The sequence below is a fragment of the Pseudarthrobacter sp. MDT1-56 genome (genome assembly GCF_059383555.1).
In genome coordinates this window covers 108,009-129,078 of the sequence record NZ_JBWZCK010000009.1, presented here as the reverse complement: position 1 = coordinate 129,078, position 21,070 = coordinate 108,009, and the positions used below count along the sequence as shown (strand labels likewise).

Sequence of the window (21,070 nt, the reverse complement as noted above, 5' to 3'; positions counted from 1 at the left end):
CATTTTAGCGCCGATTGCCGGGGGCGCGCCCCGGGCACCGGTCCGACGGCAGCAACTGCACAGCTCAGAAGCCGGCAGGACGCCGGTCAAAAGTCGGGGGCTGCCATCGCCAACGCTGCCGGAAAAGGGGCCCGTGGCCGCCCGGACCCCGCACCGGGACGTCCAAAAGCCGGGATATGGCGAGGTTTTCGGTAGGCTGGGACATGTGACTTTTCCTGTGATCGGTGTAGTTGGCGGCGGCCAGCTCGCCCGAATGATGGCCCCCGCGGCCACCGCCCTGGGCTTCGAGCTCCGCGTCCTTGCCGAAGGTGAGGACGTCTCAGCCGTCTCAGCCGTGGCCAATGCCCCGGTCGGTGACTACACCGACCTGGACCATCTCCTGGAGTTCTCCCGCGGCCTGGACGTGCTGACCTTCGACCACGAGCACGTCCCCACCGAACACCTCCGGTCCCTGCAGCGCGCCGGCGTGAACGTCCATCCCGGACCGGACGCGCTGGTCAACGCCCAGGACAAACTCGTGATGCGGGCGGCCATTGACAGGCTGGAGCTGCCCAATCCGCGCTGGGCCGCCGTCGACGACGTCGCCGGGCTGGTCGCCTTCGGCGAGGACATCGGCTGGCCGGTCGTCCTGAAAACCCCGCGCGGCGGCTACGACGGCAAGGGCGTGCGGATCGTGGACTCCGCGGCGGACGCCGCCGACACTGCGGACTGGTTCGAGGCGATGTCCCCGCTGCTCGCGGAGGCCAAGGTGGACTTCAGCCGCGAACTCTCAGCCCTGGTGGCACGGACACCGGACGGGGAGGCACGGGCCTGGCCCGTGGTGCACACGATCCAGGTCGACGGCGTCTGCGACGAAGTCATCGCCCCTGCGCTGGACATCCCGCTCGAGGTCGCTGCCGCGGCCGAGAACGCTGCCCTCCGGATCGCCAGTGAACTCGGCGTCACGGGGGTGATGGCCGTGGAGCTGTTCGAAACCCCCGGCGTCGGAGCAGGCTTCCTGATCAACGAACTCGCCATGCGGCCGCACAACACCGGCCACTGGACCCAGGACGGCTCGGTGACCAGCCAGTTTGAACAGCACCTCCGGGCCATCCTCAACCTGCCGCTTGGCGCCACGGACCTGCTGGGACCGGTCGTGGTGATGAAGAACTTCCTGGGCGGCGACAACCAGAATCTGTTCTCCGCCTTTCCCGCAGCCCTCGCCAGCGAACCCGCCGCGAAGGTCCACTGCTACGGCAAGGCCGTCCGGCCGGGCCGGAAGATCGGCCACGTCAACCTCGTCGGCGGCTCCGTGGCCGACGTCGACTCGGTGCGCGAACGCGCCACCACGGTCGCCAACATCATCCGGAACGGCAGGGCCCAGTCCCGCACCCCAGCGGGAGCACACGAGGAGAACGCATGAGCAGCAGCAACAGCAGCAGCACGGCCCGGCCCACGGACGCCCGGTTCCCGGCAACGGCGGACGCCGGGGCCGATGCCCCGATCGTCGGGCTCGTGATGGGCTCGGACTCCGACTGGCCCGTGATGGAGGCTGCTGCCGAAGCCCTCGCCGAATTCGGCATCCCCTTTGAGGCCGATGTCGTCTCGGCGCACCGTATGCCGCTGGAAATGATCCGTTACGGCCAGACGGCCCATGAGCGCGGGTTGCGTGTCCTCATTGCCGGCGCCGGCGGCGCCGCGCACCTGCCGGGCATGCTCGCCTCCGTCACGCCGCTGCCGGTCATCGGCGTCCCGGTGCCGCTCAAGACCCTCGACGGCATGGACTCCCTGCTCTCCATCGTCCAGATGCCCGCCGGGGTTCCGGTCGCGACCGTGTCCATCGGCGGGGCACGGAACGCCGGCCTGCTGGCAGTGCGCATGCTGGCCTCCGGGACGGATCCGCTGGCCGCCCAGCTCCGCGCCGAACTGGTAAACTTCGCCCAGGAGCTCAACGACGTCGCCACCCGAAAGGGCGCAAATCTGCGGCGCAAGGTGAGCGAAGTCTTCGCGGACGCAAACGTCGTCACCCGGGGCAGCCGTTAGGGATCGCCAGATGACCAACAGTTATGCCCCCTCCCGCCAGCCTTCGCCGCGGAACCGGACGTCTGCACCGTCCGCCACAGATCCCGTCCGGTATCCCTCGGGAGCAGGCGCGCCGGTCCTGACCAAGCGCGCCTTCCTGCTGGTCCTGATGACACTGCTGGTGCCCGGCAGTGCCCAGATTGTCGCCGGCAACCGGCGGCTCGGGCGGATGGCTCTGCGTGTCACCCTCACCGTCTGGGCGCTGGCCATCCTCGCGGCAGTGCTCCTCCTGGCATCCCGGTCAACGCTGATCAACCTGGTCACCAACCCGATCACCTCACTGCTGCTGGTCATCGGCCTGGTGGCGCTGGCGATCGGCTGGGCCGCCCTCTTCCTTAACACCCTGCGGCTGATCCGTCCCGTGCTGCTGGCGCCCGGGGTGCGCCCCGCCGTCGTGGTCGCCCTGGTGCTGGCCATGATCCTCAGCAGCGGTTCGCTCGGCTACGCCGCCTACCTGCTCAACGTCAGCCGCGATGCCATCGGCAACATCTTCTCCAACGGACCGACGATGGAGCCCTCGGAGGGCCGGTACAACTTCCTGATGATGGGCGGCGACGCCGGGGCGGACCGCACCGGCCGCCGGCCCGACAGCCTCTCAGTCATCAGCGTCGATGCCAAGACCGGCGCGACCGCCATCATCTCGGTGCCCCGCAACCTGCAGAACGCGCAGTTCAGCGAGGACTCCCCGATGCGCGCGCTTTACCCTGACGGCTACGACTGCGGCGACGAATGCCTCATCAACGCCATCAACACCGAGGTCACCAACGAACACCAGGACCTCTACCCCGGCGTTGCCGACCCGGGCGCGCAGGCCACGATGGAGGCCGTGTCCGGGACCTTGGGCATCAAGGTCCAGGCCTATGTGCTGGTCGACATGGAGGGCTTCGCCAAACTCATTGACGCCATGGGCGGCATCCGGATCAAGGCCGGCGGCTGGGTTCCGCTCAGCGGCGACATGGTGGATGAGGCCAACGGCATCCACGGCATGCCGCTCGGCTGGATCCGCGCCGGCGAGCAGACGCTCGATGGCTATCACGCGCTCTGGTACGGCCGCTCGCGCGAATTCGTCGACGACTACGCCCGCATCCAGCGCCAGCAGTGTGTCCAGCAGGCCATGCTGAAGCAACTGGATCCGGCCACCCTGCTGGCCAAGTTCGAGGACATCGCCAGCGCCGGCACCAAGGTGGTGGACTCCAACGTCTCCGCCGGCCAGCTCGGCAGCTTCGTGGACCTCGCGATGAAGGCCAAGGGCCAGGAAATGAGGCGGCTGACCATCGGGCCGCCCGACTTCGACGCGTCCTTCTCCACGGTCCCGGACTTCGACCAGATCCACCAAAAGGTCGATGCGCTGCTCGGACCCGCCCCTGAGGCGGGCCCCGCCGAAGATGGTATCCGCCAGCAGGAGCCGGCACCCGGACCGCTGTCGGCTGCCGGTGCGCTGCCCCTCGCCCAGCCCGGCACCCAGCCCGCGCCGTCGCCGTCGGACTTCACCCCGGTGACCCACACGCCGGACGGCGAGCTGATCACCGTGGAAATGCTCAACCAGTTCAAGCGCAACGGCGACGAACAGTCGATCCGCAATCTGGTGGCCACCAACGGCCAGTGCGCGCCGCTGTAGTTCCTTCCGACCAGTCTTTCCCAGCAGCCTTCCGTAACAGATAGGGACACCCGGCAGTGTACGAACTCGACAATGTCCTCCGGCCGTATGCCTGGGGTTCCACCACAGCCATCGCCGGGCTCCTCGGCAGGGCGGCGTCCGGCGGGCCGGAGGCGGAGCTGTGGATCGGCGCGCACCCGGACTCCCCCTCGGTGGCACTCAGTCAGGCCGGTGCCGGGTCGACGGGCGCCCACGCCGCGGTCGCTGACGACGGCGGACGACAGGCCCTGGATGCGCTGATCGCGGAGGATCCGGAGCACCATCTGGGCAGCGACAGCGTGGCCGAGTTCGGCCCCCGGCTTCCTTTCCTGCTCAAGGTCCTGGCCGCCGACAGCCCCCTCTCCCTCCAGGTGCACCCGACCCTCGAGCAGGCCCGGGAGGGGTTCGCCCGCGAGGAGGCTGCCGGAATCGACCGGGCGGCTGCGGAACGCAATTACAAGGACGAGAACCACAAGCCGGAGATGATCCTGGCGCTGACACCGTTCGAGGCGCTGTGCGGCTTCCGGCCGGCCGCAGACTCCCGCGCCGTCTTCCAGGTGCTGGTGGCCGATTTTGAGCTGGCCGGACTGGAACTTCCGCCGCTCGTTCCGCTGCTGCTGGAGGACCTGGCGCAGAACGATGAGCCCACGGCCCTCCGTTCGGCCTTTGAGCGGCTGATCTCCGGCGGCGAGGACGTCGCGGAGGCGACGGCCGCGATTGTGGCTGCCCTCATCTCCGGCGCCCCGACGGCCCCGTACCAGGCGGAGCTGTCCACCGTTGTGACGCTCAACGCGCAGTACCCCGGCGATCCGGGCGTGCTGATCTCACTGCTGCTCAACCGGATCTCGCTGGCGCCGGGCCAGGCCGTCTACCTGCCGGCCGGCAATGTCCACGCCTACCTGCACGGTCTCGGCGTCGAGGTCATGGCTTCCTCGGACAACGTGCTGCGCGGCGGGCTGACCCCGAAGTTCGTGGACGTGCCGCAGCTGCTGCGCACCGTCTCCTTTGAGGCCGTCGGCGTGCCGATGCTCAGCCCCGAGACGACGATGCTGGGACAGGAGGTTTTCCGGCCGCCGTTCCGGGAATTCCAGCTGCAGCGCGTCGAGCTCGAACCGGGCGCGGAGCCCGTCCCGCTGGCGCAGTCGGGAGCCGCGGTCATCATCGTGGTCTCCGGATCGGTGCTCCTGGACTCCCCCAAGGGCGAACTGCGGCTGGATCGCGGCGCAAGCGCCTTCCTGCCCGCGGCCGAGGCTCCGGTCAATGCACACGCCGCCGCCGGTGCCACCGGGACCGCCCTCGCCTTCGCCGTCACCACCGCCCTGAAAGCCTGAGACCGTGGACCACTTCCTGCAGGGCCCCGCGTGGGCTGACTTCCAACGCTCCCTGGGGCGGACCGTGCACGAGCGCTCGGGCCCCGGCTGGAGCTTCCTGGCCATCGAGGAAAGCAACCCGGCAGGGAAACTGCTCTACGCACCCTACGGCCCGGTGGCCGCTTCCCTGGCCGCGTTCGACGGCGCCCTGGCGGCGCTGACGGATCTGGCCCGCAGCTGCGGGGCCGTCTTTGTCCGCGTCGAACCGGTCGACGCCCGCTTCACGGCCGCCGACGCCGGCGCGGTCCTGCGTACACGCGGCCTCCGGCCCGCCCCGGCCAACCAGCAGCCGGAAATCAGCTGGATCGTGGACCTGGACCGGGAGTTCAAGGACGTCCTGGCGGACATGAAGCCGGTGAACCGCAACCTGTACCGGAACATCCACAAAAAGGGCGTGACGTTCCGCTCCAGCCAGGACCCGTCGGAGATCTCGGTCCTGCTGGGATTCCTGCACCTGACAGCGGCGCGCAACGGTTTCAAACCGCAGAGCGACGACTATCTCACCCAGGTCGCCCGCTCACTGATGCCGGCCGGTGCCGCGACACTCTTTATCGCCGAACTCGAGGGCGAGCCGATCGCCGCCGCCCTCGCATACGACTCCGGGGACACCCGCACCTATGCCCACGCCGCCCTGGATGACGCACACCGGAAGCTCAGCGCCGGGATCCCGCTGCTGGTCACCCTGATGGCCGACGCCAAGGACAAGGGCCTGCAGCACGTGGATCTCTGGGGCGTGGCACCCGCGGACCAGCCCGACCACAAATGGGCAGGGTTCACTTCCTTCAAAAAGTCCTTCGGCGGGCGCGAAGTCGCTTACCCCGGAACCTGGGACCTGCCCGTGCAGAAGCTGCGCTACAACGGGTACCAGCTGGCCAGGAAGGCTGCGCAGGCCGCCCGCCGCGGCGTCACAGCGGCCCGGAAACTGCCCGCCCGGCTGCGCGGCGCCCTCCGCCGCTAGCCCTTCCCACCGGACATGCACCTCCTCAGCCCCGGCCGGTGGACATAGACCCCCTATGTCCATTCCTGGGCGTGAGCACTGGGCATGTCCCGCAGTGGCAGCGCAGTCCTAATCCCGGCCGCTGGACATGCTCCTCCTCAGCCCCGGCGGGTGGACATGGAGCCACTATGTCCAGTCCTGGGCGTGAGCGCTGGGCATGTCCCCCCGGGAGGGAGCCCTAGTCTCCGGCGGAGGCGGCTTTCTTCTGCGCTTCGTACGCGCTGGCGACCATGTCCTCGACGGAGTGCCGCATCTTCCAGTCCAGGTCGCGTGCGGCCAGGGAGCCGTCGGCCACGATCCGGTCCGGGTCGCCCGCCCGGCGGGGCCCGATCTCCGGCTCGAAGTCGATTCCGGTGACCGTGGCCATCGCCGTCATGATCTGGCGGACGGAGAGCCCATCGCCGGAACCAAGGTTATAGACGCGTTCCAGCGGTGTGCCGGCGGCGAGGGCCTGGGCTGCCGCGACGTGGGAGGTCGCCAGGTCGGCCACGTGCACGTAGTCGCGCACGCAGGTGCCGTCGGCAGTGTTGTAGTCGATGCCGTTGATGCGCGGGGTCTTCCCTGCGGTCAGGGCGCGGAGCACGATCGGGAAGAGGTTGTGCGGGCTCGTGTCGTAGAGCTCGGGTGAGCCGGAGCCAACTACGTTGAAGTAGCGCAGCGAGGTGTGTTTCAGTCCCCGCGCCCTGCCCTGGTCCCGGATCAGCCATTCGCCGATCAGTTTGCTCTCGCCGTAGGGGGATTCCGGCTGAGTCGGGGTGTCTTCGGTGACGATGTCCCCGGTGGGGGTGCCGTAAGTGGCGGCGGAGGACGAGAAGACGAGTTTGTCGACCTCGGCGAGTTCCATGGCCTTCAGCAGTTCTGCCGTGCCGGTGACGTTCTGCTCGTAGGTGAGCAGCGGCTCCTGGACGGAAACGCCGGCGTATTTGAAGCCGGCGAGGTGGATCACCCCGGTCACGCCGTGGTCCAGCATGGTGCGGGCCACAAGTTCCGAGTCGAGGATGGTGCCGTGCACAAACGGAACATCGTCCGGGACGAACTCTCGGTGCCCGCTGGAGAGCGAATCAACCACCACCGCCTGCATCCCGGCCCCGCGCAGAGCGGAAACCACGTGAGAACCGATATATCCTGCGCCACCTGTTACAAGCCATGTCATGGTTCCACCCTACCCAACGCCTGCCTGCCCAGCGGCTTGGAAACGACGGATCCCGGGGCGCGAAACGCGCCCCGGGATCCGGGTGTCCTTTAGCGGGAAGCTGCTAACCCTTCCGGGCGTAGCCTTCCCACTTGCTGGCCTGGTGCTCGCCATCCACAAAGCGGATGGTCCCGGACTTGGAACGCATCACGATGGACTGCGTGAGGACCTTGTCCTTGGAGTAGCGCACACCCTTGAGCAGGTCGCCGTCGGTAATGCCTGTGGCGGCGAAGTAGCAGTTGTCGCTGGAGACGAGGTCGTTGGTCGACAGCACCCGGTCCAGGTCGTGGCCGGCGTCGATGGCCTTCTGCTTCTCGTCGTCGCTGGTGGGCCAGAGGCGGCCCTGGATGACGCCGCCGAGGGACTTGATGGCGCAGGCGGTGACGATGCCTTCCGGCGTTCCGCCGATGCCCATCAGGGCGTCGACGCCGGTGCCCGAGCGGGCCGCGGCGATGGCGCCGGCGACGTCACCGTCCATGATGAACTTGGTCCGTGCACCGGCTTCGCGGATCTCTTCAACGAGCGGGCGGTGCCGGTCGCGGTCCAGGATCATCACGTTGAGCTGGTTGACTTTGACGCCCTTGGCCTTGGCGATCAGGTGGAGGTTCTGCTTCACCGGCAGGCGCAAGTCGACCATGTCGGCGGCTTCCGGACCGGTCACAAGCTTCTCCATGTAGAAGACCGCGGAGGGGTCGAACATGGAGCCGCGCTCGGCAACGGCGAGGACGGCCAGGGCGTTGTTGATGCCCAGGGCGGTCAGCCGGGTTCCGTCGATCGGGTCGACGGCGACGTCGCACTCGGGGCCGGTGCCGTCACCTACGTGCTCTCCGTTGAAGAGCATCGGGGCTTCGTCTTTTTCGCCTTCGCCGATCACAACAACACCGTTGAAGTGGACGGTTTGGAGGAACGAACGCATGGCGTCAACGGCGGCGCCGTCGGCCTTGTTCTTGTCCCCGAACCCAACCCAGTGGCCGCCGGCGATGGCGGCGGCTTCGGTGACGCGGACCAGTTCCAGAGCAAGGTTGCGGTCCGGCTCGTCGATGCCGACGGCGAGGGACGGCGAAAGCGTGGAGTACTTCTGGGTCATTGGCGGTGGTGTCACGGGAACCTCTTCTTCGAGTGGCGATCATTGAAGCCGTGCGGACAGGATCGATCCGTCGCGGTGATTCTTAGTTTGTGATCTCGTCTGGTACTGATCATAGTCGCGGTGGAAAGCTGCGTCTTGGATTGACCGTTCCGTGAACTGCCCGCCCCCGGCCCGCCCGGCACTACCGAATGTGAGATCGGCCCGGAATGGGCGACTATAGAGGGGTGAGTGAATTGCAGGAAACGCCCCCCGCTGCCCCCGCTTCGCCTGCCGGCACCGCCGGCCGGGAAGCAGCCGGCGCGGCCGGCCAGCCGCCCGTCAAGCCCGTCCTGAGCGCCGGAGCGGCGAAACGCGCGAACGCATCGGTGATTGGCATGATCATCGCGCTGGTCCTGAGCATCGCCGCTTTCCTGCCGATCGTCCTGATGAACCCGTCACCCAAGACTGACGGCTACCGGCCGAACATCAATGTCAGCGCCGTGGCGCAGAACGCAGCCGATGTGGCGGGATTCACACCGGCTGCCCCTGATACCGGCGACACATTCCGCGCAAATTACGCCCGGTGGGAATCCGGGACGGGCAGCGGCGTCCCGACCTGGGAGGTCGGCTACCTCACCCCCAGGGAGTCCTTCATCGGCCTGGTGCAGTCCCGGCAGTCCAATCCCACCTGGCTGCTGCAGCAGGTGAAGAGTGCGCCCGTGACCGGCACCCGCAGCGCCGGGGGCCGCGACTGGGAGCTCCGCGACACCGGCAAGGGCGAGAAGAGCATGGTGCTCGCCGACGCCGCCGGTACCACGGTGATCCTGACCGGATCCGCCCAGCTGGACGAATTCACGGCATTGGCCGCAGCGGTGGTCATGGACCTCGAGAGCAAGTCCGGCACAGCGTCACCCGGAAGCACCGCGGACGCAACAGTTTCACCCTCCCCCGCCCCGTCACCGTAAAGTAGGGCCGTGGCCACTTATCTCACCCCTGCCCTTGCCTGGCGTCGCCTCCGCGAAGGCAACGAACGCTTCGTTTCCGGCGAATCGTCGCATCCCAACCAGGACGCGTCCCGCCGATCCTCCCTCGTGGAGAACCAGCACCCTTTCGCGGTGATCTTCGGCTGCTCGGATTCCCGGCTGGCCGCTGAGATCATCTTCGATCTGGGCCTCGGGGACGCCTTCGTCGTCCGCACGGCCGGTCAGGTGATCGACGACGCCGTCCTCGGCTCGCTCGAATACAGCGTCAGCGTTCTCGCTGTCCCGCTGATCGTGGTCCTCGGGCACGACAGCTGCGGCGCGGTCACGGCCACCAAGAACGCCGTGGAAACCGGACAGATGCCCGTGGGCTTTATGCGGAGCCTCGTCGAGCGCATTACGCCGTCGGTGTTGACCTCGCTGCGTAACAACCAGAGCGACGTCAACGACATGGTGGTGGAGAACGTCAAGCAGACGTCGCAGCGGCTCGTGGACAGCTCGCGGGTGATTTCTGAGGCAGTCGAGGGCGGCCGGGCAGCGGTGATCGGCCTCGCCTACAGCCTGGCCGACGGCAGGGCGGACGTCGTTTCCGGGATCGGTGAGCTCTAGGTTCCTGCCGCTGCCGGGTAGCAAGCACTTCACGGTTTTCGATGGGACGCCTCCGCCCAATAAGCTAGCCCCATGACTTCCACAGAAGAGTTGAACACCGAAGAGTTCCGCATTGAACACGACACGATGGGCGAAGTCCGGGTCCCCGTGAACGCTCTGTACCGTGCCCAGACGCAGCGTGCCGTCGAGAACTTCCCGATCTCCGGCAAGACCCTGGAACGCGCCCACATCGAAGCCCTCGCCCGGGTCAAGAAGGCCGCAGCGCAGGCCAACGCAGAACTGGGAGTGCTCGACGGCGAGCTCGCCCAGGCGATTGCGGACGCTGCCGATGAGGTCGCCACCGGGAAGTACGACGGCGACTTCCCGATCGACGTTTTCCAGACCGGCTCGGGTACCTCGTCCAACATGAACACCAACGAGGTCCTTGCCGAACTGGCAACCCGCGCGCTCAAGGCCGCCGGCAGCGACAAGGTGGTCCACCCCAATGACCACGTCAACGCTTCGCAGTCCTCCAACGATGTTTTCCCCACCTCGGTCCACGTGGCCGCCACGTCCGCGCTGATCAACGACCTGATCCCGGCACTGGGCTACCTCGCGGAGTCCCTGGAGCGCAAGGCCGTCGAGTTCAAGGACGTCGTAAAGTCCGGCCGCACCCACCTCATGGATGCCACCCCGGTGACGCTCGGCCAGGAGTTCGGCGGCTACGCCGCGCAGGTCCGCTACGGCGTCGAGCGCATCAACGCTTCCCTCCCCCGCGTCGCTGAAGTTCCGCTCGGCGGCACCGCCGTCGGCACCGGCATCAACACCCCCGCCGGTTTCCCGGAGCGCGTCATCGAACTGCTCGCCGCCGACACCGGGCTGCCGCTGACCGAGGCCCGCGACCACTTCGAGGCCCAGGCCAACCGTGACGGCCTGATCGAGGCCTCGAGCCAGCTCCGCAATATCGCGATCTCCTTCATGAAGATCAACAACGACCTGCGCTGGATGGGCTCCGGCCCCAACACCGGCCTCGGCGAAATCGCGATCCCGGACCTGCAGCCGGGGTCCTCGATCATGCCCGGCAAGGTCAACCCGGTGATCTGTGAGGCGTCCATCATGGTCTGCGCCCAGGTCATCGGCAACGACACCGCCATCGCCTGGTCCGGCACCAACGGCGCATTCGAGCTCAACGTCGGCATCCCCGTGATGGCCGCCAACCTGCTCGAATCCGTGCGCCTGCTGGCCAACACCAGCCGCGTCATGGCCGACAAGATGATCGACGGCATCACCGCGAACGTCGAGCGCGCCCGCTACCTGGCCGAGGCGTCCCCCTCGATCGTCACGCCGCTGAACAAGTTCATCGGCTACGAGAACGCCGCAAAGATCGCCAAGAAGGCCGTGGCCGAGGGCCTCACCATCCGCGAAACCGTGGTGGCGATGGGCTTCCTGGAACGCGGCGAACTGACCGAGGAGCAGCTGGACACGGCCCTGGACGTTATGTCCATGACCCGTCCGCCGCACAAGGCCTAGCACCCGGCTCCAGCCGCCGCGGCCCCTGGGCGCGGCAGTGTCCGACGGCGGCCGGCGCCTTTCCAGCGAAAGGTGCCGGCCGCCGTTCTGTTTGCTGCCGGGAGATTACGGCGGTGTCACCGCTCCCCCGGCGGCCCGTCGCTCCTCGGCGGTGTAGGCCGCCGCAGCAGCGGCATCCGCCATGCTGGCACCGGCCAGGCGGGCCTCCCGCAGCCTGCGCGTCTTGGCCGACTGCCCGGAAAAGGCCGCATCCACCTTGCCGGCCGCGTAGGTCAGCGCGTCGTCGGCCCGGATTCCCAGCCCCTCCGCCGTCAGCACGGCGTCCTGGTTGGCGCCCAGGTAGGTGAACTGCCAGCCCCACTGGCTCTGCTGCCGCTCCACGAGGGCTTTCACCATGGGGCCCGTCGCTTCCCTCGAAGCGTTCTCGTGGCCGTCGGTCAGTACCGCCACCAGCACCGTTCCGGGGCGCTGCTCTTCGGGGAGGGCGGCCAGGTCCGCCCCGGCCTCCCCGATCAGCCGGATCATGGCGTCGTGCAGGGCGGTGGAGCCGCGGGGCTGCAGGTCCAGCGGCGGTACTTCACGGATGTCCACGGCGGCGTAGACCCGTTCGTAGACGTCGTCGAACTGCGCCAGCGACAGCCGGCAGCGGCCAGGCACCGACTGCTGCTCCCGGACGAACGCGGCGAATCCTCCCACGGTGTCGTCGGCAATGGCACTCATGGATCCGGAGCGGTCCAGAAGGACGTACACGTGCGTCAACGCTGAATCTGTCATGCTTCCCCATTTCCGGTCCGGACGCTCCCGGACCAACCTTCCCAGCCGGTGGCTGGACAGGAGCAGGCTATGGCGGGGCACCGACAATAAGAGCGAACCCTACGCCGGCCCAAGATTTTGCCCCACCGCAGCTGCGTCTCCGCGGACCCGTCAGGCCGGCAGGAGGACCATGGCCGCGGCCGTGCCGGCCAGCATGAACGGCCCGAAGGGGATACTGGATTTCAGGGTGCCGCGCCGCGAAACCAGCAGGGCCAGGCTCCACAATCCGCCAAAAAGGAAGGCCGCGAAGGTCCCGGCCAGCACGTGCGGCCAGCCGAGGAACCCCAGGTACATGCCGAGCACCCCTGCCAGCTTGACGTCGCCAAAACCCATTCCCGGCGGATAAACCGCCCGCAGCAGGAAGTAGAAGAGCCACAGCGCTGCTCCCCCGGCCACCACACGGAGTCCAGGCACCCCGAAGAGCCCGGCCCCGCCGTCGGGCACGGCTGCCGAGGCCGGGGCACCCGACACTGCGTGGACCGCTACGGCACCGAGCAACAGCACCCCGGCGACGGCGTAGGCCGGAAAAACAATCCGGTCCGGCAGCAGATGGTGCCGGACGTCGATGACCGTGAGCCGGACCGCCACGACTGCCAGGTAAGCGCACGCCAGAAGCACCAGCCAGTAGGCCAGCGGGGTCACTCCGCCCAGTCCGTCCAGTCGTTGGATCACCCTCGGATGCTACTGGAAATTCCGGCAGCCAGGGCCGGGCCCGCGCGTAAACTGTGGATATGGCCGCATGGGACACCTCGCATGTGCGCGGGCCGGGCACGCCCGGGGACCCCGCGCAACAGCGGGCCGCGTTCCGGCACCTGTGCCGTTCCTCGCCGTGGAAGTGGCAGTCCCTGCGCTTTGAATACCTGGACCGGCCCCTCGCCGTCGACCCCGGGGCCGCTGAACCGGCGCCGCCACCGGATCTGGTCCGCGCGTGGCTGCGCCGCCCGGGCGCCCTGCGGCTGGAGACAGCGGACGGGCTGGTCCTGCACAGCACCACCGGCATCAATGATTCCCGCGACGTGTTCTACGTCCGCTCCACCAGGAAGACCTGGCTGCTGCCGCCCCACCTCGTCACCCCGGTCTACGACGACCGCGGCCTGGTCCGGCGCCGCCCCGAAGCAGCCTACGGCGAACCCGGTTTCGGCAACGGCCGCTTCGCCGCCGCGCTGGACCCGGTGGAACTGGCAGGCAACGCCCCCGTGCCGCTGGAGTTCCCCAACTCCAATGCCGTGGAGCTGGGTACCGTCACCGAAGTGCTGCACGAGGGCCGCCCGGCCCTGGAGGCCACCGTCACCCCGAACGCCGGCTACCGTCCCAGCCACCCCGACGCGCCGCTGTGCCGTCCGGGCCGCACGCTGGTGAGGGTCGACGCCGGCACGGGCGTTTGCGTCGCCAGCCGGTGGCTGGAGGGTGGCCGGGAAAGGCCCGGGGAGGAGGGGGACGGGCCGGAGGCTTACGGGCACTGGCTCCGGATCCTGGGCGTGGACGAGTACATGCTGGATGACCTGTTCCTCGCCGATTCCATGAACCTCACGGACGTGCGCCGGCACATCAGCTGGGAACTCCCGGCCGGCTGACGGCGCGTGTGACTGGCTGGGCGTTGCCCGCGCCGCTAGGCTTCCCGGATGACTGAGCTCGCCCGCTACTGGCCGCCTTTCGGCCTCACCCTGACCACGCCCCGCCTTGTGCTGCGGCCCATCCGCGACGAGGAGATCCCGGCGGCGGCAGAGGCGGCCCTGAGCGGCATCCACGAACCCGGCCGCAGCCCCTTCAGCAGGCCGTGGGCGGAGGCCCCGGCCGAGGAGCTTGGTCCGAACATGGCGCAGTGGTACTGGCGCTGCCGAGGGACCATGTCGCCGCAGGAGTGGACCCTCCTGCTGGGCATCTGGAACGAGGGCGAGTTCATCGGGTGCCAGGACATCGAGGCCAGGGACTTCGCCACGCTCAAGACGGTCAGCACGGGCTCCTGGCTCCGGCGAAGCGTCCAAGGCCGGGGACTTGGCAAGGAGATGCGCGCCGCCGTCGCCCTTTACGCCTTCGACTGGCTCGGCGCGGAGGTCGCGGAATCCGAGGCGGCCGCCTGGAACCGGCAGTCCCTCGGTGTCTCGCGCTCCCTCGGCTACGAACTCAACGGCGTCACCAGCGCCAACTGGGGCGGCCAACGCCAGGAGGCCCAAAAAGTCCGCCTCACCCCCGAGGCTTTCAACCGCCCCCACTGGCAGCTGAAAGTGGCAGGCCACGACGCCACGGCGAAATACCTGGGGATCGGGACCTAGAACCTCCGGCACCGGTTTTTCCCAAGCGCCGACGGTTTGAATGGCCGCATGGCCGCCACCGAGCTTGAAGGCAATCCTGCACTGCGTGTTCGCCGCCGTCGGCTGATGCTGCTGCCCATCGCTTTGCTGGGCGTCATCGGGCTGGCCCTGGCGTACCTGTTCCTGACGGCGCGACCGGAACCGAGCGTTCCGCTGGGCGCGTCGGCCTCCGTTCCGGGCGGCATGGCCAGTATCGGCGAGATCATGCCGGTCGAAAACGATGGCTGGGAGCCGGATGACAACGACGACGCCCTGGACGGCGCCCCGTCACCAGGCAGCCACCGGGTCCGGCTCGTGGTCCGGATCACGGCGCTGGAACCCGGCGGTGTGCGGCTGGAGAGCCGCGACTTCAGCGTCTCCGGTCTCGGCAGCGAACACTTTCCGCCAGTCTGGGAATCGCCGTCGATCGCGGACCTTGAACAAGGCGAATCAATCGGGGCGACGCTGATCTTCGAGGTTCCGGACAAGGCGGTCGCCCTGGTCCTCGAGGGCCCGGGCAACTCCCGGTTGTCCCTGGGGCTGTCGCACCACACCGGATAGCCCCCTCCCACGGGCCCCGCCCCGACGCGGTCCCCGGGGGCTGCCCGCCCGGGAACCGCTCCGTAGGTTTTTCCAAGCTCCGTGGCTCACCCTGACGGAAAAGGCACCGATGGTGGAAGGAAGCTGGTCAACATGTCACTTACGCGGAGGCAAGCGCTGATCCTCGGCGGCATCGGAGTGGTTGGGGCGGGCATCGTGACAGTCCCGATCTCCGGCGTCAGCGCGAAATCCGCCAGCAAGCTCAGCGACGGTGACATGCCGCGGCCCTACCGGACACCCCTCACCATCCCCCCGCCATTGGCGTACCAGACAACCGTAGGCGCCGACGGCGTGAGGACGCGCCACTACACCATGACGCAACGGCTGAGCAGCGCCAAGATCCTGTCCCGGCTGACCACGCCGATCCTGGGCTACAACGGCATCTTCCCCGGCCCCACCATCCGGATCGACAAAGGAACCCGGGCCATCGTGCGTGTCCGCAACCAGTTGCCGGCCAAGCACCCGACGCTCGGCTATGCCCTCCCCACCTCGACCCATCTGCACGGCTCCGCGTCCCTGCCGCAATATGACGGCTACGCCAACGACCTCACGCTGCCCGGCTTCTACAAGGACTACCACTTTCCGAATTTCCAACCGGCGCGATCGCTGTGGTACCACGATCACGCAGTGCACTTCACGGCGCAGAACGTGTATTCCGGGATGGCCGGCCAGTACCTGATCAGCGATCCCGTCGAGAAAGGGCTGCTCCCCCAGGGCAGTTTCGACGTCCCCCTCACCATCACCGACGCCATGTTTGCCGCCAACGGCTCGCTGGGCTATGACGACCGTGAGCACTCGGGCCTGTGGGGCGACGTCATCCTGGTCAACGGGAAGCCTTGGCCGGTCATGCAGGTGCAGAAGCGGGTTTACCGTTTCCGGATCCTGAACGCTTCTGTGTCCCGGTCGTACAACTTCAATCTCAGCACCGGGGACCCGGTCACCGTCGTGGCCACGGATGCGGGCCTGATGCCGGTGGCCAAAACGGTCGGATCCTGGCGGCACGGCAGCGCCGAGCGCTACGAGATCCTGATCGATTTCCGCAAGTACGCCACCGGCGCCCGGGTTGAACTGCGCAATTCGTCAAACGACAACAACCGCGACTTTGACAACACCGGAAAGATCATGGCGTTCGACGTCATCGGCGCCGCCGTCAACACGGCGGACCCCACCTGGAATTCCATCCCCGCCACGCTGGTGTCCAGCCATCCCATGGACCTCACGGCAGCCAATTCCACCAAGACCCGCAGGTTCAGGATCAAACACGACGATGAGACCAATATCTGGACCATCGACGACCTGACCTGGGAGGAGGTCATCGCGAGCGGTTTCAAGCGGGTGATGGCCGATCCCGCCCTCGACGCCGTGGAAATCTGGGAGTTCGAAAACAGCTCCGACGGCTGGTTCCATCCCATGCACATGCACCTCGTGGACTTCCAGGTCCTCAGCCGGAACGGCAAGCCCCCGTTCCCGTACGAGTTGGGCCCCAAGGACGTGGTCTATGTCGGCGAGCGGGAAACGGTCCGGGTGCTCGTACACTTCGGGCCGCACCGAGGTCGCTACATGCTCCATTGCCACAACCTGACCCACGAGGATCATGCCATGATGCTGCAGTTCCGGGTGGGGCTGGGAGCAGATGAGGCAGACCCGAACGATCCGATGAAGGCGGCCCCGGCCGTCTGGGATCCCGTCCAGGGCTGAGCCCGGTGCAGTGGCGGACGGCGGCCGGCGCCGCCCTCTGCCTGGGCGGCCTGCTGGCGCTCCGGCTCTGGGTGGTGGAGCCGATCACGGTCAGCTCGGACAGCATGGAGCCGACCGTAGCGGCCGCCAGCGTCGTCTGGCTGGACAAGGCGGGCCCCCGGCTCGCCGGCGTCCAGCCCGGCCAGCTGGTCGTGTTCTCCGGACCGGACGACGACGAAATGCCCAACGAGGCCGTGCTGCTCAAACGTGTTGTGGCCACCCAGGGACAGACTGTCGCCATCCGGGACGGCGTCCTCTTTATAGACGGAACCGAAGCCCAGGAGCCCTACGTCAACCGGCGCACCATCGACGGCGTCTATTTCGGCACCGTGACCGTCCCGCCCGGCCACCTCTTCGTCCTTGGCGACAACCGCGAGGACTCCATAGACTCCCGGGACTTCGGCCCCATCCCCGTCACAGCAATCCAGGGCACAGTCCTCGGAAAGTGACACACCGCTGACGGACCCACACGCCGCGACGCCGCCCTTCGCGAAGGAGCGCATCGCGGGCGCAGCGGGTCCCGAAGGCCGCCCGGCGCCACGATGCCGAAGCAGCCCGCAAGCGTGGCAGCGGTGTCCCGCGAAGGAGCGCATCGCCGACCAAAAGCGAAGCGGAGGTCGCCCAGCGACCGCAGCGAAGCGACGGGAGGTGTCTAAGCGACGGCGGGACGCCGCCGCCGCGCGAAGGTGACCCTCCCGCCGCCGCCGCCCCGCCGCGAGTGACCGGACCCCTAAATTTCCGCCCCCTCGAGCAGATCCGTCACCAGGGCCGCGATCGGCGAGCGCTCCGAGCGGGTGAGGGTGACGTGGCCGAAGAGCGGATGGCCCTTGAGGGTCTCGACGACGGCGGCAACGCCGTCGTGCCGGCCGACCCGGAGGTTGTCACGCTGGGCGACGTCGTGGGTCAGGACAATCTTGGAGTTCTGCCCGATCCGGCTCATCACGGTCAGCAGCACGTTCTTCTCGAGCGACTGGGCCTCATCCACGATCACGAACGCGTCATGCAGCGAACGCCCCCGGATGTGTGTCAGCGGCATCACCTCGAGCATGCCGCGGTCCATCACTTCCTCCACGACCTCCTGGCTGACCAGCGCCCCGAGCGTGTCGAAGACGGCCTGCGCCCACGGGTTCATTTTCTCCGCCTCCGAACCGGGCAGGTAGCCGAGCTCCTGCCCGCCCACCGCGTACAGCGGCCGAAAAACGATCACCTTGCGGTGCTCCCGCCGCTCCAGGACGGCTTCCAGGCCGGCGCACAGGGCCAGCGCGGACTTGCCCGTGCCGGCACGCCCGCCGAGGGACACAATCCCCACGGACGGGTCCATCAGCAGGTCGATCGCCAGCCGCTGTTCGGCCGACCGCCCGTGCAGCCCGAACACGTCCCGGTCACCCTTCACGAGCCGGACCTGCTTGTCGGCTCCCACGCGGCCCAGCGCAGAGCCCCGCTGGGAGAGGATCACCAGGCCGGTGTTCGTCGGCATCTCGGCCGCCTCCGGGATGAAGACCGGCTCGTGCCCGTAGAGGGTTGAGACCTCCTCCTCGCTCGCGTCGATTTCTGCGACGCCGGTCCAGCCCGAGTCCTTGACGAGTTCGTTGCGGTACTCGTCGGCCTGCAGCCCCATGGCCGAGGCCTTGACGCGCATCGGGAGGTCCTTGGACACCACCGTGACGTCGCGGCCCTCGTTGGCGAGGTTCTTGGCGACGGCCAGGATCCGGCTGTCGTTGTCCCCGCCGCGGAAGCCGGCGGGCAACACCTCGGCGGAGATGTGGTTCAGCTCCACCATGAGCGTGCCGCCGGCGTGGCCGAGCGGGATGGGGCGGTCGAGCCCGTTGTGCTCCACCCGCAGGTCATCGAGCAGCCTGAGCGCCTTGCGGGCGAAATAGCCTAGTTCGGGATCGTGCCGCTTGCCTTCGAGTTCGGTGATGACGACGATCGGCAGGATCACTTCGTGCTCCGCGAAGCGCAACAGCGCCCGCGGGTCCGACAGCAGCACCGACGTGTCGATCACGAAGCTCCGGGCCGGTTCCTTGCTTGCTGTCCCTTCCCCGGAAACAGCAAAACCGGCTGCAGCGTCAATCTTTGCTGCACCGGTCTTTGAGGTGGCTCGCTTGGCGCGAGAGGTAGCTTTCTGTCCCTGGTCGGTCACGACGTCGGGCAGTTGTTCAGAAATAGCCACATCGACTCCAGCCCCGGGGCGCATGCCCGGAATTGTTATTGGTGAGGCGGCTCGGCCAAGAGGCCGGACGCGGCCTCCCATACACCCGGTGCGAACTTCCGCTCCATGTACTGGCCTCCCCGATCAGCCGGCGGTTTACCTGCTGATGGGATTAACGTACGTCCGGGGTGCGACGTTTCAGCGCCAATTTTCCGGCGATTCTTGTTGCCATCGTGTGAACACCGGATAACTCTTCAGGAGCCGAAGCGGCGCTGCCTTCCGGCGTAGTCGCGGAGGGCCCGGAGGAAGTCCACTTTACGGAAGGCAGGCCACAGGGCTTCGCAGAAATAGAACTCGCTGTACGCGCTTTGCCACATCAGGAAACCGGAGAGCCGCTGCTCCCCGGAGGTGCGGATCACGAGGTCCGGATCGGGCTGCCCGCGGGTGTAGAGAAAACGGGAGATGTCATCGACGCTGAGGTCGTCGGCCAGTTTCCCGATGTCGGTGCCGCGGGCAACGGCGTCGTGCAGCAGTTCGCGGACGGCGTCGACGATTTCGCGGCGTCCGCCGTAGCCGACGGCGACGTTGACGTGGAGTTTCTCGCGCGCCGGGGTGCGGGCCGTGAGCCGGTTGAGCCGCGCGGCGAGGTAGTCGGGGAGCAGTTCCGGGGCGCCCATGGCGTGTACCGAGATTTCAGCGTCCTCGTCCAGCCTGTCCAGCGTGTTGGCGATGATCCCCATGAGCAGGTCGAGCTCTTCGCCCGAGCGGTTCATGTTGTCGGTGGAGAGCATGTAGAGGGTGACCACTTTGACGCCGAGTTCCTGGCACCAGCCGAGGAACTCGTGAATCTTGTCAGCCCCGGCCTGGTGCCCCTGGCTGGTCGGTGCGTTGAACTGCCGGGCCCAGCGGCGGTTGCCGTCCACCATGACGCCGATATGCCTGGGGATGCGTTCGGGGTCCAGGGACCGCTGGAGTTTGCGCTCGTAGAAGCCATAGAGGAACCCGGGCATTTCCATCCGGAGATTCACCTGGCTTCCTTGTACGACTGCAGTGCACATCCTAGGCTACCCGCCGGAGCGCGGGCCGGGGCGCAGGGACGTTACGATTTTGACCCACGCATCCTATTACTCGCGGGTAACTTACTGGACCGTAGGTTATTATTGCGGCATGGAAAGCAACACCCCCGAGCCCCGGCCGGAGCAGCCTGCGGACCGTAGAACCGGTCCGATGGACGACGCCGCGATCCGGCTGGCCGAACTCCTGATGATCAAGCCGAAGTGGCGCGGTTGGATCCACACCGTAACGGCTCCCCTGGCGCTGGCCGCCGGCCTGGTGCTGGTGGTCCTGGCCCCGACACCGGACCTGAAGATCGCCAGCGCCATTTACGCCTTCACCGGGGTCCTGCTCTTCGGCATCAGCGCCATCTACCACCGGGGCAACTGGTCTCCCGGCGTCAAGATCGTGCTGAAGCGGCTGGACCATACCAACATCATGCTGGTGATCGCCGGAAGCTACACCCCGCTGGCCTGGGCCCTCCTGGACCGGCCCAAAGCTGAACTGCTGTTGTGGGTGATCTGGTCCGGGGCCATCCTCGGCGTGCTGTTCCGGCTGCTGTGGACCGACGCCCCGCGGTGGCTGTACGTGCCGATCTACATCGCGCTGGGTTGCGGCGCGTTGTTCTATCTGCCGGATTTCTTTGCCGCCAATGTCGCCGCCGCCGTCCTGATCTGCGTTGGGGGCGCCCTCTACATCACCGGCGCCGTCTTCTACGCGCTGAAGAAGCCGAACATCAGCTACTCACACTTCGGCTTCCATGAGCTGTTCCATGCCCTCACGGTCTTTGCCTTCGCCGCGCACTACATCGCGATTGCCATCGCCGTCCTGAGCTGATATCCGCCGGGGAAAAGCCCAGCGATGCCGGGGGACCACGGCTTCTCCCCCGGCCCGGACCGGCTGCCTGCCGGCGCCGATTTTCCCCACCTTTGTGACAGCGTCGCCGCGACTCACCGGCTCTTCTGCCCGACACACCGGGCGCCGACTTCGAAGGTGGGGAATTT

The 21,070-nt window shown here is 67.7% G+C and carries 20 protein-coding genes; 14 read left to right on the top strand and 6 right to left on the bottom strand.

Annotated elements, in window-relative coordinates; translation table 11 throughout:
- Positions 1 to 253 precede the first annotated feature (253 nt).
- The 5 genes from AC50YC_RS13840 (at position 254) to AC50YC_RS13820 (ending at position 6,025) form a co-directional block, all read left to right on the top strand.
- Positions 254 to 1,402 carry a 5-(carboxyamino)imidazole ribonucleotide synthase gene (locus tag AC50YC_RS13840; protein WP_494954152.1) on the top strand — a complete coding sequence of 383 codons (1,149 nt, stop codon included), beginning with the start codon at positions 254 to 256 and terminating at the stop codon, positions 1,400 to 1,402.
- Positions 1,403 to 1,497: 95 nt separating this feature from the next.
- Positions 1,498 to 2,022, top strand: coding sequence for a 5-(carboxyamino)imidazole ribonucleotide mutase (gene purE, locus AC50YC_RS13835; protein ID WP_307459415.1), 525 nt, complete (start codon positions 1,498 to 1,500; stop codon positions 2,020 to 2,022).
- 10 nt (positions 2,023 to 2,032) lie between these two features.
- Positions 2,033 to 3,679 (top strand): LCP family protein, encoded by a 1,647-nt coding sequence (locus tag AC50YC_RS13830; protein WP_494954073.1) that lies wholly within the window; start codon positions 2,033 to 2,035, stop codon positions 3,677 to 3,679.
- Between the two features lie 56 nt (positions 3,680 to 3,735).
- Entirely contained in the window at positions 3,736 to 5,028 is a 1,293-nt protein-coding gene (gene manA, locus AC50YC_RS13825; RefSeq protein WP_494954072.1) for a mannose-6-phosphate isomerase, class I, read from the top strand.
- Between the two features lie 4 nt (positions 5,029 to 5,032).
- Entirely contained in the window at positions 5,033 to 6,025 is a 993-nt protein-coding gene (locus AC50YC_RS13820; RefSeq protein WP_494954071.1) for a lipid II:glycine glycyltransferase FemX, read from the top strand.
- A 217-nt stretch (positions 6,026 to 6,242) separates the two neighbouring features.
- On the opposite strand, the gene galE is transcribed toward AC50YC_RS13820, so the two are convergent.
- Positions 6,243 to 7,217: a UDP-glucose 4-epimerase GalE gene (gene galE, locus AC50YC_RS13815; protein ID WP_494954070.1), complete on the bottom strand. Its 975-nt coding sequence runs from the start codon at positions 7,215 to 7,217 to the stop codon at positions 6,243 to 6,245.
- A 103-nt stretch (positions 7,218 to 7,320) separates the two neighbouring features.
- Positions 7,321 to 8,343 (bottom strand): class II fructose-bisphosphatase, encoded by a 1,023-nt coding sequence (gene glpX, locus AC50YC_RS13810; protein ID WP_354173350.1) that lies wholly within the window; start codon positions 8,341 to 8,343, stop codon positions 7,321 to 7,323.
- A gap of 206 nt (positions 8,344 to 8,549) precedes the next feature.
- Here glpX and AC50YC_RS13805 point away from each other — a divergent pair, with 206 nt between their 5' ends.
- From AC50YC_RS13805 to AC50YC_RS13795, 3 genes are all read left to right on the top strand, one after another.
- Complete coding sequence (locus AC50YC_RS13805; RefSeq protein WP_494954069.1) at positions 8,550 to 9,287, top strand: DUF4245 domain-containing protein; 738 nt, start codon at positions 8,550 to 8,552, stop codon at positions 9,285 to 9,287.
- Between the two features lie 9 nt (positions 9,288 to 9,296).
- Complete coding sequence (locus AC50YC_RS13800) at positions 9,297 to 9,911, top strand: carbonic anhydrase (protein WP_494954068.1); 615 nt, start codon at positions 9,297 to 9,299, stop codon at positions 9,909 to 9,911.
- Between the two features lie 72 nt (positions 9,912 to 9,983).
- The gene (locus AC50YC_RS13795) at positions 9,984 to 11,420 is read left to right on the top strand and encodes a class II fumarate hydratase (protein ID WP_307459110.1); all 1,437 of its coding nucleotides are present in this window, start codon (positions 9,984 to 9,986) and stop codon (positions 11,418 to 11,420) included.
- 105 nt (positions 11,421 to 11,525) lie between these two features.
- Here the strand turns inward: AC50YC_RS13795 and AC50YC_RS13790 are convergent, their stop codons facing one another.
- A complete protein-coding gene (locus AC50YC_RS13790) occupies positions 11,526 to 12,194 on the bottom strand; it encodes a vWA domain-containing protein (RefSeq protein ID WP_494954067.1) in 669 nt (222 codons plus the stop codon).
- A 150-nt stretch (positions 12,195 to 12,344) separates the two neighbouring features.
- On the bottom strand, positions 12,345 to 12,905 hold the full coding sequence (locus tag AC50YC_RS13785) for a prepilin peptidase (protein WP_494954066.1): 561 nt from the start codon (positions 12,903 to 12,905) through the stop codon (positions 12,345 to 12,347).
- Positions 12,906 to 12,964: 59 nt separating this feature from the next.
- On the opposite strand from AC50YC_RS13785, the gene AC50YC_RS13780 reads away from it, so the two are divergent.
- The 5 genes from AC50YC_RS13780 to lepB all read left to right on the top strand — a co-directional run bounded on the left by AC50YC_RS13780 (position 12,965) and on the right by lepB (position 17,310).
- Complete coding sequence (locus tag AC50YC_RS13780) at positions 12,965 to 13,807, top strand: hypothetical protein (protein ID WP_494954065.1); 843 nt, start codon at positions 12,965 to 12,967, stop codon at positions 13,805 to 13,807.
- A gap of 48 nt (positions 13,808 to 13,855) precedes the next feature.
- Complete coding sequence (locus AC50YC_RS13775; RefSeq protein ID WP_494954064.1) at positions 13,856 to 14,506, top strand: GNAT family N-acetyltransferase; 651 nt, start codon at positions 13,856 to 13,858, stop codon at positions 14,504 to 14,506.
- A gap of 48 nt (positions 14,507 to 14,554) precedes the next feature.
- Positions 14,555 to 15,085, top strand: coding sequence for a hypothetical protein (locus tag AC50YC_RS13770; RefSeq protein ID WP_494954063.1), 531 nt, complete (start codon positions 14,555 to 14,557; stop codon positions 15,083 to 15,085).
- Positions 15,086 to 15,217: 132 nt separating this feature from the next.
- A complete protein-coding gene (locus AC50YC_RS13765; RefSeq protein WP_494954062.1) occupies positions 15,218 to 16,822 on the top strand; it encodes a multicopper oxidase family protein in 1,605 nt (534 codons plus the stop codon).
- Between the two features lie 5 nt (positions 16,823 to 16,827).
- On the top strand, positions 16,828 to 17,310 hold the full coding sequence (gene lepB, locus AC50YC_RS13760) for a signal peptidase I (protein WP_494954061.1): 483 nt from the start codon (positions 16,828 to 16,830) through the stop codon (positions 17,308 to 17,310).
- A gap of 281 nt (positions 17,311 to 17,591) precedes the next feature.
- On the opposite strand, the gene phoH2 is transcribed toward lepB, so the two are convergent.
- Both phoH2 and AC50YC_RS13750 read right to left on the bottom strand, forming a co-directional pair.
- Positions 17,592 to 19,034 (bottom strand): RNA 5'-3' helicase PhoH2, encoded by a 1,443-nt coding sequence (phoH2, locus tag AC50YC_RS13755; protein WP_494954060.1) that lies wholly within the window; start codon positions 19,032 to 19,034, stop codon positions 17,592 to 17,594.
- Positions 19,035 to 19,267: 233 nt separating this feature from the next.
- A complete protein-coding gene (locus AC50YC_RS13750) occupies positions 19,268 to 20,029 on the bottom strand; it encodes an isoprenyl transferase (RefSeq protein ID WP_494954151.1) in 762 nt (253 codons plus the stop codon).
- 211 nt (positions 20,030 to 20,240) lie between these two features.
- On the opposite strand from AC50YC_RS13750, the gene trhA reads away from it, so the two are divergent.
- Positions 20,241 to 20,903, top strand: a complete 663-nt coding sequence (trhA, locus tag AC50YC_RS13745; RefSeq protein WP_494954150.1) for a PAQR family membrane homeostasis protein TrhA — start codon at positions 20,241 to 20,243, stop codon at positions 20,901 to 20,903.
- The last annotated feature ends 167 nt before the right edge of the window (positions 20,904 to 21,070 follow it).

Coding starts and splice junctions, on each gene's coding strand:
- AC50YC_RS13750 (WP_494954151.1), bottom strand. CDS start 20,029: ATGGAAATGCCCGGGTTCCTCTATGGCTTCTACGAGCGCAAACTCCAG.
- AC50YC_RS13775 (WP_494954064.1), top strand. CDS start 13,856: ATGACTGAGCTCGCCCGCTACTGGCCGCCTTTCGGCCTCACCCTGACC.
- purE (WP_307459415.1), top strand. CDS start 1,498: ATGGGCTCGGACTCCGACTGGCCCGTGATGGAGGCTGCTGCCGAAGCC.
- AC50YC_RS13805 (WP_494954069.1), top strand. CDS start 8,550: ATGGGCGACTATAGAGGGGTGAGTGAATTGCAGGAAACGCCCCCCGCT.
- AC50YC_RS13770 (WP_494954063.1), top strand. CDS start 14,555: ATGGCCGCCACCGAGCTTGAAGGCAATCCTGCACTGCGTGTTCGCCGC.
- trhA (WP_494954150.1), top strand. CDS start 20,241: ATGGACGACGCCGCGATCCGGCTGGCCGAACTCCTGATGATCAAGCCG.
- AC50YC_RS13830 (WP_494954073.1), top strand. CDS start 2,033: ATGACCAACAGTTATGCCCCCTCCCGCCAGCCTTCGCCGCGGAACCGG.
- galE (WP_494954070.1), bottom strand. CDS start 7,217: ATGACATGGCTTGTAACAGGTGGCGCAGGATATATCGGTTCTCACGTG.
- glpX (WP_354173350.1), bottom strand. CDS start 8,343: ATGACCCAGAAGTACTCCACGCTTTCGCCGTCCCTCGCCGTCGGCATC.
- AC50YC_RS13780 (WP_494954065.1), top strand. CDS start 12,965: ATGGCCGCATGGGACACCTCGCATGTGCGCGGGCCGGGCACGCCCGGG.
- AC50YC_RS13765 (WP_494954062.1), top strand. CDS start 15,218: ATGTCACTTACGCGGAGGCAAGCGCTGATCCTCGGCGGCATCGGAGTG.
- AC50YC_RS13840 (WP_494954152.1), top strand. CDS start 254: ATGATGGCCCCCGCGGCCACCGCCCTGGGCTTCGAGCTCCGCGTCCTT.
- AC50YC_RS13795 (WP_307459110.1), top strand. CDS start 9,984: ATGACTTCCACAGAAGAGTTGAACACCGAAGAGTTCCGCATTGAACAC.
- AC50YC_RS13790 (WP_494954067.1), bottom strand. CDS start 12,194: ATGACAGATTCAGCGTTGACGCACGTGTACGTCCTTCTGGACCGCTCC.